Here is an 11,134-nt window from a genome sequence, read left to right on the forward strand (position 1 = left end):
TTCACCCGCTGGCGGAAAGCCGTGACAGGTGCATGAAATATTTAGAAACTATCTATTGGTGCTCGCAAAGTGATACTGGCGGTCCTATGCCCCGTAAATCGGCGGGTTCAAGAGGCAGAACCTGCCGGTCAACCTGTGAACAATAGGTTTATTTCCGTCCAATCATTATGTATGATACGAAACGTGCCGTATCGTTAAGGTCGCGTTAAAAATTTATGAATTTCCTTCTCCGATTTCCCTACATGGAGGCAATAAGCGCTCAAGAGACCCGCTGCTAAGCAGAAGCTGAGATCTAATAAACATACAAAACGAAACGATCCGTTTCATTGCTTTTCGAGAGAATCCTATACCTTGAGTCTCTTTTGTCAAGCGCCATATTGGAGATTTTGATTTATGGCCCGTAAACCATCTCGGAGCTCCATTGGCTCATTGAGGAGCCCTCACACGCACAAAGCGATCATTATTTCTGCCATAGAAACACTCAAGGAGTGCGGTTATTCGGGGTTGAGCATCGAGGCTGTGGCCCGCCGTGCTGGCGCCAGTAAACCGACAATCTACCGATGGTGGGGTAACAAGGCAGCCTTGATCGCCGAGGTCTACGAGAGTGAAAGCGAGCAGATTCGAAAAGAGCCTGATAAAGGCTCCTTCAAGGAGAACCTCAATTTCTTGCTGCTCAATCTCTGGAAGGTCTGGCGAGAAACGATTTGCGGGGAGGCTTTTCGGTGTGTCATTGCTGAGGCCCAACTCGATCCCAGCACGCTGCCCAAACTGAAAGACGAATTCATGGAACGACGTAGGGAGTTGCCTCGCAAGCTGGTGGAAAATGCCATTCAGCAAGGCGAGTTGCCCAAGGATACGTCGCGTGAATTGCTCCTGGACATGATCTTCGGGTTTTGCTGGTACCGGCTGTTGACCGAGCAGTTGGAGGTGGAAGCGGATATCAATGAATTCACGACACTTCTGATGAACGGGGTACTGCGCACGAATTCGGCAGCGGTTCAGGGCGCCGCCGAAGCCTGATTATCGGGTGGGGTTGTCCTTACTTTGCGCCACTGAATTGTGCATGAAGGCTCGGCAGGATGCTGGCCAGGTGGTTGAACTCACACAAGTCATGCACTGCAAATTCATAAGCCAGGGTTTCCAGCTCCACTTCCCCCAGACCGTTTTCTTCCAGTAGCTGAGCGGCTCGCTCGGCGCCTGGAAAACGCTGCATCGCAGGGTGGCTGCCGACCCAGTAACGGCTCGTCAGGTACAAACCCTCCGGGCATTCCTTGAACAAGTGCGCCATCAATGACACTGGCACTTGCGGTTCGTGGGCCAGGCTCATCAAGGCGCTGACGCTGCCGTCTATGTTGGATTCGCGGTACAGGTCCGGACAGAAGCCCAGCTCGCAGGGGTCCCTGAAATCGATGTGCAGGTGCATAAGGCGGTCACCGACGTACTCAGAGGCGCAAAAGGTATTGCCATATAAACGCTCCTCGAAGCTCAGGGTATTGTCGAGAAGGCGTTCGTGATGAACGCAGGGATTTTCCACATGGGCATAAGGAAACCACAGGGTGTAGCGTTCAGCCTCCAGTGGGTGCCACATGAACCACCACTTGAGCATCTCGGCTGTGCAGTTGGGGAAAAACTTGCGACTTTGCACGTAGGCCATCGGCCCTGGCAGCAGGGCGTAACCGGCCTCTTCGCTAATGAAATCGGCGGCGAGCATGCGGTTAAGGTCTTCAACGCTGGGCGTCAAGGTGTCAGCCAGGGGCATGGGGCCTTGCTGTATTTTTTCGACGGCACTGAGCGGCACGCTGATCTTGGAGCGGAAAAAGTCGGCGTAGGGTTTGCCTTGGATGGCCCGCTGATTGGCCAGGAACTGCTTCTGCATTGGCAATGAGAAGTAGGTGAAAGGTGTCATTACGCGCGCTTCCATGACGGTATTTCCTTGGTAGTGCGTGAAAAGCCCGCAGCATCGGCTGCAAAGTCCTCACGTGGTGTTGTAAAGGGGACAATGACGGGACCAAAATAGGTAGGCTTAAATAAAAAGTCAAATTTGAATTAGAACTATAAAGAGATGAGCTCATGGACAATGCCATTGGCAAGCCTTCCCTGCCTCGCGCTTCGCGGCTCGATGGGCAGGCAACGCGGTTGCAGATTCTGGAAAAAGCGGGTGAGCTGTTTGCCGAACAGGGCTTGGCCAACACCACCAGCAAGCAGATTTGCGAACGTTCGCAAGCCAACAGTGCGGCGGTGAATTACCACTTCGTAAACAAAGAGGGCCTGTACCGCGCGGTATTGCTCGAAGCCCACGCTCGGTTGGTGCGGATGGAAACACTGGTTTCGCTTAACGAGCGGCCAGGTACACCGCAAGACAAATTGCGTGCGCTCATCACCGTGTTGGTCGAACGCCTGCACGACCATCCGGATGGCTGGGCGCTGAAAGTGCTCACGCGCGAAGTGCTTTCGCCTTCTCCCGAGTTTGAGGTGGTGCTCAAGGAGCAGTCGTTTCCCAAGGCGCACATCCTGCGTGGGTTGCTTGGACAAATCATGAATTTGCCTGCGGATCACCCGACAACGTTGCGCAGCGCCATCAGCGTTTTCGCCCCCTGTCTTTTTTTGCTGATAGCCCATCAGCCGTTAAAACAGCATGTACTGCAAGGCTTGAATCTCGAGCCGCAGGGTTTGATAGATCACATGATGAGTTATGCCCTTGGTGGGCTCCAGGCCGTGGCGGCGACTGCGCACGATGCTACGAACTGACGCGCAATCCACTGTTATCAGGGTTTACCGCTGGCGCGTGTCCAATGAGTAGGCACCGCCGCCGCGCGCGACGATGTAGAGGGCAAGAAATCCCATCAGCACAGGAAACTCGATGCCTCGATCTATCCAGGGCCAGGTCGGTCCCAGTGCGTAGCTGATTGCGACCATCTCAATGGCAATCAGCAGTGCGACGAGTCGCGTGCCAAGCCCCATCGCCAGCATGAGCGCACCGACTGTCTCCAGGAGCATGACCAGGAAGGCAAGCTGCGCAGCCAAAGGCAGCCCCATCACGTTCTGGATGAGGTTGATCGACGCGGTCATTGGATCAGCCATCGATCCATGGGCGGTGCGCAGAACCTTCGGCAAGCCGTGGGTAAACAGGACCCCGGCGAAGACGATCCGCAGCATGGCGTACAGGTAAGGTTCCAAGCGGGCGACTCGTGCAGTCATCGTGGCCACCGCGTAGCGCAGTGATGGTAGATCTTGAGTTGTCATGGGAAATCCCTGGCAGGGTTGCGTGAAGCGCTGATGCATGACGTCGATAGCGACCCCGACACGGTACGAGGTCGATACACCTCTGAATGCTCCAAAGGCACTATTGTCCTTTGGCGGGCAGCCCCATCTTCGCCAGTGTCAACGTTTCATCGGCGCGCCCCCAGCCGCCGTCTGCAACCTCTTCGACCAGGACCATAGTGAACGGACGGACCCCCTCGCCAAAGTACTCGACGAACATTTCTGTGGTGCGATGGATGATCTCTTCCTTGCGGGCGTGGTCCAGGATTCCTTCGGGGAATTTGTAGTTGGCAAATGGCATGGATCTACTCCGTGGATGTGAGAAAGATGCGGTAGGGAAAATGACCCCTGGCGCGCATCTTTGCCCTTTAGGCCCATGGAATAAATCCCTCTGGATTGTCATCAGCATTCAACACGCGCGAACAATCGGCGGCCTGGACTCAGTGCGAGTGACGCGGCTCACCGCTGCGGGCGATCACGCGCAAATGTAACGTCGCCGGCTCCAGGCAGCCCCCCGTGGACAGTTGCCCCACCAGTTGCCGGTACAGCTCCTGCCAGGGTGTTTGCGAAGGCGGGATGTTCGGCGTCCATTCGTGTCGGCGCTGGGCCATCTCGGCGTCGTCGATCAGCAGGTTCACGGTGCGGGTGTTCAGGTCCACTTTCAGCCGGTCGTTGGTTTTCAGCAACGCCAGGCCGCCGCCCACCGCCGCTTCCGGGGACATGTTGAGGATCGATGGGCTCGCTGATGTGCCGCTCTGGCGCCCGTCGCCCAGGCAGGGCAGGGAGTCGATGCCTTGTTTGATCAGCGCGGCCGGAGGGGCCATGTTCACCACTTCGGCGCTGCCGGGGTAGCCCACGGTGCCAACGCCACGGATCACCAGGATGCAGCGCTCGTCGATGTCCAGCGCCGGGTCGTCGATCCGCGCGTGGTAGTCCTCCGGTCCTTCGAACACGATGGCTCGGGCCTCAAAGCTATTCTCGGCGCCGGGCTCGGACAGGTAGGTCTTGCGAAACGCTTCGCCCACCACCGACATCTTCATGATCGCGCTGTCGAAGAAGTTGCCGCTGAGCACGATGAAGCCAGCCCGGTGCTTGAGCGGGGTGTCGAAGGGATGGATCACGTCGGTGTTGCTGGTCAGGCTGTTGCTGACGATTTCGCCGATGGTCTTGCCGCTGACCGTGGCGCAGTCTTCATGCAGGCGCCCGGCTTTTTGCAGTTCATGCATGACCGAGGGCACGCCTCCGGCCCGATGGAAACCTTCGCCCAGGTACTTGCCCGCCGGCATGCAATTGACCAGCAGCGGCACATCCTCGCCAATCCGTTGCCAATCCTCCAGGCTCAGCTCGACGCCCATGTGCCGGGCGATGGCGATCAGGTGCGGCGGGCAGTTGCTTGAGGCGCCCAAGGCCGAGGCGACGGCGATGGCGTTCTCGAAGGCCTGGCGGGTCATGATTTGTGATGGGCGTATGTCTTGCAGCACCAGCTCGCAGATGCGCTTGCCGGTGGCATAAGCCATTTGCCCGCGCTCGCGATAGGGGGCCGGAATGCTCGCGCAACCGGGCAGCGACATGCCCAGGGCTTCGGCCAGGGCGTTCATCGACAAGGCGGTGCCCATGGTGTTGCAGTGACCCACCGATGGCGATGCCGCGGTGGTCATTTCCATGAAGCCTTCGTAGTCGATCTCGCCGGCGGCCATCAGGTTGCGCGCATGCCAGAGCACAGTGCCCGAGCCGATCAGTTCGCCCTTGTGGTGGCCGTCGAGCATCGGCCCGCCGGACAGGACAATGGCCGGCAGATCGGTGGTCGCCGCAGCCATCAGGCAGGCCGGGGTGGTCTTGTCGCAGCCGGTGGTGAGCACCACGCCGTCCAATGGGTAACCGTGAAGAATCTCCACCAGCCCCAGGTATGCCAGGTTGCGGTCCAGGGCGGCAGTGGGACGGCGCGACTGTTCGGCGATCGGGTGCACCGGGAATTCCATGGGAATGCCACCGGCATCACGGATGCCGGCCTTGACCCGCTGTGCCAGTTCCAGGTGATGACGGTTGCAGGGGGTCAGGTCGCTGCCGGTCTGGGCGATGCCGATGATCGGGCGTCCCGATTGCAGCTCTTCGCGGGTCATCCCGTAGTTCATGTAGCGTTCGACATACAGGGCGGTCATGTCCGCGTGGGCAGGGTCATTGAACCATTGCTCGCTGCGCAGGCGGCGTTTTGGCGTGTCACTCATGATTCATTTCTCTCTTGTAATTGGATGAATCGGTCACGGTCGTGGTGTTTTAGCGGTCCAGCAGTCCTCGGGCGGCGAGGTTACGCAGCAAGGCGCTGACCCCAAAGGTCCAGGGGGCGGCATCGCAGCTGTGGGTCACCTGGTTATGCAGGCTGCCGAGCAACGGGCTGCTGATGCTGACCACGTCACCGCGTTTGTGGGTGAAACCGCTGCCGGCATGGTCACGGTCTTCGGTGGGGGCGAACAGGGTACCGAGAAACAGCACGAAACCATCCGGGTATTGGTGATTGGCGTTGAGCGTCTGGCCTGCCAGGTCCTGCGGGTCGCGGCTGATCTGGTTCATGGAGCTGGAACCGTGCAGGCGGTAGCCATCTTCGCCATGTACCTGGAGGTCGACCACGCAGGCGCGTACATCATCCAGGCTGAAGTGCTCGTCAAACAGGCGAATGAACGGCCCGATGGCGCAGGAGGCGTTATTGTCCTTGGCCTTGCTCAGCAACAGCGCACTGCGGCCTTCGAAATCTCGCAGGTTGACGTCGTTGCCCAGGCTGGCGCCGAGGATCTGGCCGCGGCTGTTCACGGCCAGCACCACTTCGGGCTCCGGGTTGTTCCATTGCGAGCCTGGATGAATGCCGATGCGGCTGCCGCTGCCCACGGCGGCCAGGACCGGTGCCTTGGTGAAGATTTCTGCATCCGGGCCGATGCCCACTTCCAAGTACTGCGACCACATGCCTTGTTCGATGAGCAAGGCCTTCAGGCGCATGGCTTGCTCGGAACCCGGCACGATCGCGCGCAGGTTGTCGCCGATCACGCTGTGCACCGTGGCGCGTACGGCTTCGGCCTTCGCTGCATCGCCGCCGGTTTGTTCCTCGATCACACGTTCGATCATGCTGGCGGCGAAGGTCACGCCGGCGGCCTTGATTACTTGCAGGTCCAGTGGCGGCAACAGCGACGGTTTGCTCGGGTCGGCATCAGGGCCGGTGTTGGCCAGCAGGGTTTGGACACTGGCGATGAAGGTGCCGGGCGTCTGTCGCACGGCGGCCAGCGGCGATTCGGTTTCCAGTAAATCGCTCAATGTCGCAAAACGATCCGAGAGATCGAACACACCGTCGCTGCGCAACGCAATGGGCGAAGGCCCGGCGATTCGGCCTGGCACCCAGGCACGACCAATCAGGGTGCCGGCCACGCCATCGACGGGCAGGGTGTTCTCGGGAGTAAGCGGTAGCGACATGGCAAGTCTTCCTGTTGGTAAAGCCTTCACGCTAGGGTGGCCGCTCGATAAACTCCAATGAGATATATTCAGTATTTGATAACGTCGGGTTATCGCCGGCCTGAGGAATTGCCATGTCAGATCTGTCCTTCTCCAGCTTCTGTGGCTGGCTCAAATTCCGCCATTTGCTGCTGATCGACACCTTGGGGCGCACCCGCAACATGCACTTGGCGGCGCAGCAGATGAACCTCAGCCAGCCGGCCATCAGCAAGATGCTCAAGGAAATCGAAAGCCTGCTCGGCTTTGCCCTGTTCGAACGGCTGCCACGGAGCATGCCGCCCACGGCCTTGGGCGAGCACGTACTGCGGTACGCGCAGATTGCCTTGAATGATGCGCGCTCGTTCGTCGAACAAATCAGCAGCTTGCGCGAAGGGGGCCACGGCTTTCTCAAGGTCGGTGGGATCTTCGCCGCCACTGCAGTGGCCTTGCCTGAGGCGATCCTGCAGATCAAGCAGCGCTGGCCGTTGCTGTCGATTGAAGTGGTGGAGCAGACCAGCAACCACCTGATGGAGATGCTTGAAGAGAAGACGCTCGACCTGGCGGTGGCCCGTTTTACCGATCAAAGCCAGCAGCAGCGCTATGATTTCCAACCGTTGGCCCCGGAACCGTTCTGCATCGTGGTCAACCATTGCCATCCATTGGCCGGCGCGGGCCCGGTCTCCTTGCAGCAACTGGTGGACTTGCCGTGGATTCTCTATCCGGTCGGCACGCCGATTCGCGCACGCATGGAGCTGGCCTTCGCCGAGGCCGGGGTGGGAATGCCGCGCAACACCATCGACACCATTTCCATGCAGACCTTCCTCCAGGTGCTGCAACGCGGGCCCATGATCGGCATGCTGCCCAATGCGATGGTCGATCCGCTGCTCGAAAGCGGTCAACTCAAGACCCTCGACACCCCGCTGCGCCTGGTGCCGCAGGACTACGGCATCCTCACGCGCAAGGATGAGCCCTTGGTGGGTGCGGCGCTGGAGTTCGCCGAGATCCTCAAGGACAACGCCCGCCTGGCCGCCATGCAGCCTGCTTAAGGGCAGTATGAATCTGTGGGAGCAAGGCTTGCCCGCGATGCAGGCGCCTCGTTTCCCCTCAGACCGCGTCGTCTTCATCGCGGGCAAGCCTTGCTCCCACAGATGACTCGTCACAGGTTCCATGGGTCTGAAGATCATTCGATAACGCATCGTTATCAACTAATCCAAAAATGCCATTGGGAAAGAATCGATTCCCGACAGTAGAGTCCTCGTTCAATCGCCGGATGATTCGCTCATTCGACGTGACCCAATAAAAACAATCAGGGGTTACCTCATGCAAACCATCTCCGAGCAGTTGCCCGCGCAGGCTCCCGCCTGCGAATTGGATTTCGAAGACCGGACCTACCGCAAGGTCATCTGGCGCATCCTTCCCGTGTTGCTGTTGTGTTACATGGCGGCGTACCTCGATCGAGTGAACATCGGGTTCGCCAAGCTCGATATGCTCAACGAGCTGCAGTTCAGCAACACCGTATATGCCTTGGGCGCCAGTATGTTTTTCTGGGGCTATTTCCTCTTCGAAGTCCCCAGCAACCTGTTGCTGCATCGCTTTGGCGCGCGGTTCTGGATTGCCCGGATCATGCTGACCTGGGCGGTGGTGTCCATGGCCGTGGCCTACACCGTGCCGCTGGCGGCTTTCTTCCACCTCGAATCGAGCACGATGTTCTATGTGCTGCGTTTCCTGTTGGGCATTTGCGAAGCCGGCTTCTTCCCTGGCGTGATCCTCTACCTCAACTACTGGTTCCCGACCCATCGGCAGAGCCGGGTGATGTCCGGGTTCCTGCTGGCGTTACCGGTCAGCCTGACCCTGGGTGGGATACTCTCCGGTTGGCTGATGAACAGCATGCAAGGGGTGCATGGCTTGTCTGGCTGGCAATGGATGCTGCTCATCGAAGGCATTCCTTCGATCATCATGGCGGTCGTGGTGATCGTCTGCCTGGCCGACAACATCGACAAAGCCAAATGGCTGTCTGCGGCGCAAAAAGCCCTGCTCAAGGCCAATCTGCAAACCGACAACCAGGGCAAGGCCACCCGCTTGAGTGAAGTGTTCTTCAATCCTCGGGTGTGGTTGCTGGTGTTGATCCTGCTGACCTTCAACACCGGCTTCTATGGCCTGGCGTTCTGGATGCCGTCGATCATCAAGAGCACCGGCGTTACCAACAGTTTGCACATCGGTTTGCTGACCGCCATTCCTTATTCGGTGGCAGTGGTGGCGATGCTGCTCAACGCCCGGCACTCCAACCGCACCGGTGAGCGGCGCTTGCATGCGGCGATTCCGGCGTTCATTGGCGGCGTCGGCTTGATCCTCAGCGCGTTCTTCGCCGACAACCTGGTGTTGTCCGTGCTCTTTCTCAGTGTTTCCGCTTCGGGGATCCTCAGCCTGATGCCGATATTCTGGACCCTGCCGGGCACCGTGCTGTCGGGCGTCGCCGCCGCAGCCGGGATTGGCATGATCAACGCCATCGGCAACCTGTCGGGCTTCACCGGTTCGATGATCACCGCTGTGGCCGAAACCCTCACCGGCAACATCAATAACGGTACCTATGTGCTGGCCTTGTGTCTTTTGGTCAGTGGTGGACTGATCCTGGCCATTCCCGCCTCGATGCTCGGCAGGGCTCCCAAGCACGCCGCCACGGCAGCACAACTGGAGACCGCATGAATCTACAAAACAAGCGCGTACTGGTCACGGCAGCGGCGCAGGGCATTGGCTTGGCCAGCGCCATGGCCTTCGCCCGGGCCGGGGCCGAGGTGTTCGCCACTGACATCGATACCCAGGCACTGGCGGGAATCGAAGGCATCACCGCCATGCCCTTGGACGTCACGTCGCCTGCGGCCATCAGCGCCGTTTGCGAGCGCGTCGGTGGGCTCGATGTGCTGTTCAACTGCGCAGGCTTCGTGCACAGCGGCAACATCCTCGACTGCGACGAAGCCGCCTGGGCTCGTTCGATGGACCTCAATGTCACGGCCATGTACCGGTTGATCCATGCGTTCCTGCCGGGCATGTTGGCCCGTGGCGGCGGTTCGATCATCAACATGTCGTCGGTGGCCTCCAGCGTCAAGGGCGTGCCCAATCGCTTCGCCTATGCCACCAGCAAGGCCGCGGTGGTGGGCCTGAGCAAGGCCGTCGCCATCGACTTCGTCAGCCAGGGCATTCGCTGCAACGCGATCTGCCCGGGCACCGTGGATTCACCCTCGTTGCGCCAGCGCATCGCCGACCAGGCCGCGCAGCAGGGCGTCGATGAGGCGCAGGTCTACCGGCAATTTCTCGACCGCCAGCCCATGGGCCGCATCGGCCACACTGAAGAGATCGCGCAGTTGGCGTTGTACCTGGGCAGCGATGCGTCCGCCTACACCACGGGAGCCATCCACATCATCGACGGTGGCATGAGCCTCTGAACCCCGGTCTTCACTTGAGCAGGAGCACGACATGAAACTATTGCGCTACGGCGAAAAAGGTTCGGAAAAGCCCGGGCTGTTGGATGCCGACAACCAGATCCGCGACCTGTCGGGCCATGTGCCGGACATCGCCGGGCAAGCCCTCGGCCCGGACAGCCTGGCAGCGCTCGCCGCCCTTGACCCGCGCAGCCTGCCGATCGTGGTCGGCCAGCCACGGATCGGTGCTTGCGTCGGGCAGGTCGGCAAATTCATCTGCATCGGCCTGAACTACGCCGACCATGCGGCCGAGTCGAATATGGAAGTGCCGAAAGAGCCGATCATCTTCAACAAGTGGACCAGTGCCATTTGCGGGCCGAACGACGACATCCAGATCCCGCGCGGCTCGCTCAAGACCGACTGGGAAGTTGAACTGGGCGTGGTCATCGGCAAAGGCGGGCGCTACATCGACGAAGCCAATGCCATGGAGCATGTCGCCGGTTACTGCATCATCAACGATGTGTCCGAGCGCGAGTGGCAACTGGAGCGCGGCGGTACCTGGGACAAGGGCAAAGGCTTCGACACCTTCGGCCCCCTTGGACCATGGCTGGTGACTCGGGGCGAAATTACCGACCCGCATACGCTGGACCTGTGGCTGGAGGTCGACGGACACCGCTATCAGAACGGCAATACCCGAACGCTGATCTTCAGCGTGCCGCAACTGATTGCCTATCTGAGCCGGTGCATGAGCCTGCAACCGGGGGATGTGATCTCCACCGGCACGCCGCCCGGCGTCGGCTTGGGCATCAAGCCCAACCCGGTGTTCCTGCGGGCGGGCCAGACCATGCGCCTGGGAATCCAGGGCTTGGGCGAACAGCGCCAGGTCACGGTGCAGGCGGACTGAGGGCTGAGCCCGCTCCCACAGAAGGACTCCGGATGCACGCGGATATTGTGTCCGCTGAAGCTCCAATGTGGGAGCTTGC

11 protein-coding genes are annotated in these 11,134 nt (G+C 59.8%); 6 read left to right on the forward strand and 5 right to left on the reverse strand.

Annotation, left to right across the window (positions count from 1 at the left end; all coding sequences use genetic code 11):
- Positions 1-393 precede the first annotated feature (393 nt).
- On the forward strand, positions 394-1,020 hold the full coding sequence (locus GFU70_RS11205; RefSeq protein ID WP_058542729.1) for a TetR/AcrR family transcriptional regulator: 627 nt from the start codon (positions 394-396) through the stop codon (positions 1,018-1,020).
- A 19-nt stretch (positions 1,021-1,039) separates the two neighbouring features.
- Here the strand turns inward: GFU70_RS11205 and phlG are convergent, their stop codons facing one another.
- Positions 1,040-1,921, reverse strand: a complete 882-nt coding sequence (phlG, locus tag GFU70_RS11210; protein ID WP_153388034.1) for a 2,4-diacetylphloroglucinol hydrolase — start codon at positions 1,919-1,921, stop codon at positions 1,040-1,042.
- 149 nt (positions 1,922-2,070) lie between these two features.
- Between phlG and GFU70_RS11215 the strand changes: the two genes are divergently transcribed.
- A complete protein-coding gene (locus tag GFU70_RS11215; protein ID WP_058542727.1) occupies positions 2,071-2,748 on the forward strand; it encodes a TetR/AcrR family transcriptional regulator in 678 nt (225 codons plus the stop codon).
- Positions 2,749-2,772: 24 nt separating this feature from the next.
- Here the strand turns inward: GFU70_RS11215 and GFU70_RS11220 are convergent, their stop codons facing one another.
- From GFU70_RS11220 to GFU70_RS11235, 4 genes are all read right to left on the reverse strand, one after another.
- Positions 2,773-3,243, reverse strand: coding sequence for a DoxX family protein (locus tag GFU70_RS11220; RefSeq protein WP_153388035.1), 471 nt, complete (start codon positions 3,241-3,243; stop codon positions 2,773-2,775).
- Positions 3,244-3,343: 100 nt separating this feature from the next.
- Positions 3,344-3,562: a tautomerase family protein gene (locus GFU70_RS11225; protein ID WP_003200762.1), complete on the reverse strand. Its 219-nt coding sequence runs from the start codon at positions 3,560-3,562 to the stop codon at positions 3,344-3,346.
- A 139-nt stretch (positions 3,563-3,701) separates the two neighbouring features.
- A complete protein-coding gene (locus GFU70_RS11230) occupies positions 3,702-5,486 on the reverse strand; it encodes an IlvD/Edd family dehydratase (RefSeq protein WP_116642502.1) in 1,785 nt (594 codons plus the stop codon).
- 49 nt (positions 5,487-5,535) lie between these two features.
- Positions 5,536-6,717 carry a fumarylacetoacetate hydrolase family protein gene (locus GFU70_RS11235; RefSeq protein ID WP_153388036.1) on the reverse strand — a complete coding sequence of 394 codons (1,182 nt, stop codon included), beginning with the start codon at positions 6,715-6,717 and terminating at the stop codon, positions 5,536-5,538.
- A gap of 113 nt (positions 6,718-6,830) precedes the next feature.
- Here GFU70_RS11235 and GFU70_RS11240 point away from each other — a divergent pair, with 113 nt between their 5' ends.
- The 4 genes from GFU70_RS11240 to GFU70_RS11255 all read left to right on the forward strand — a co-directional run bounded on the left by GFU70_RS11240 (position 6,831) and on the right by GFU70_RS11255 (position 11,055).
- Complete coding sequence (locus tag GFU70_RS11240) at positions 6,831-7,781, forward strand: LysR family transcriptional regulator (RefSeq protein ID WP_058546411.1); 951 nt, start codon at positions 6,831-6,833, stop codon at positions 7,779-7,781.
- 274 nt (positions 7,782-8,055) lie between these two features.
- Positions 8,056-9,438, forward strand: a complete 1,383-nt coding sequence (locus GFU70_RS11245; RefSeq protein ID WP_116642499.1) for an MFS transporter — start codon at positions 8,056-8,058, stop codon at positions 9,436-9,438.
- Positions 9,435-10,175 carry an SDR family oxidoreductase gene (locus tag GFU70_RS11250; protein ID WP_153388037.1) on the forward strand — a complete coding sequence of 247 codons (741 nt, stop codon included), beginning with the start codon at positions 9,435-9,437 and terminating at the stop codon, positions 10,173-10,175. The genes GFU70_RS11245 and GFU70_RS11250 overlap by 4 nt, the downstream gene beginning before the upstream one ends.
- Before the next feature lie 31 nt (positions 10,176-10,206).
- On the forward strand, positions 10,207-11,055 hold the full coding sequence (locus GFU70_RS11255; protein WP_153388038.1) for an ureidoglycolate lyase: 849 nt from the start codon (positions 10,207-10,209) through the stop codon (positions 11,053-11,055).
- The last annotated feature ends 79 nt before the right edge of the window (positions 11,056-11,134 follow it).

Origin of the sequence: Pseudomonas brassicacearum (assembly GCF_009601685.2) — a bacterium.
Lineage (GTDB): Bacteria > Pseudomonadota > Gammaproteobacteria > Pseudomonadales > Pseudomonadaceae > Aquipseudomonas > Aquipseudomonas kilonensis_B.